The sequence below is a fragment of the Mesorhizobium sp. M8A.F.Ca.ET.165.01.1.1 genome (assembly GCF_004792065.1).
In the GTDB taxonomy this organism is placed as follows: domain Bacteria; phylum Pseudomonadota; class Alphaproteobacteria; order Rhizobiales; family Rhizobiaceae; genus Mesorhizobium.
Genome location: NZ_SRTH01000225.1, coordinates 1 through 292 on the forward strand (window position 1 = coordinate 1; position 292 = coordinate 292).

General features: G+C 67.8%; 1 protein-coding gene. It reads left to right on the forward strand.

Features of this window, described 5'->3' with window-relative positions; all coding sequences use genetic code 11:
* Window positions 1-292: DUF4175 family protein (locus EN808_RS35855; protein WP_135918269.1), on the forward strand; the 292-nt coding region annotated here is incomplete at both ends.

The window sequence follows — 292 nt, forward strand, 5'->3', positions numbered from 1 at the left end:
CTCGCTGCGCGTCACCGGCGGTACCGGCGAGGAAACGTTGAGCTATGCCGATACAAACGGCAATGACCGCGCCATCGAGCCGGCCGCGCCGAAGGGCCTCGCGCCGGCCGCCACCCAGCCGGGACCCAAGGTGCGCCAGTTCTCCGGCAAGCTGAACAGCAACGGCACGCTGACGCTCAAGTCCGGTGAGGACGATCTTGGCCACTGGGCCTTTGCCGTGATCCCCGACAAGCCTCCGACGATCCGCTTCGTCGGCGAGCCGAAACGCGCCGTCAACGGCTCCATCGAGCTC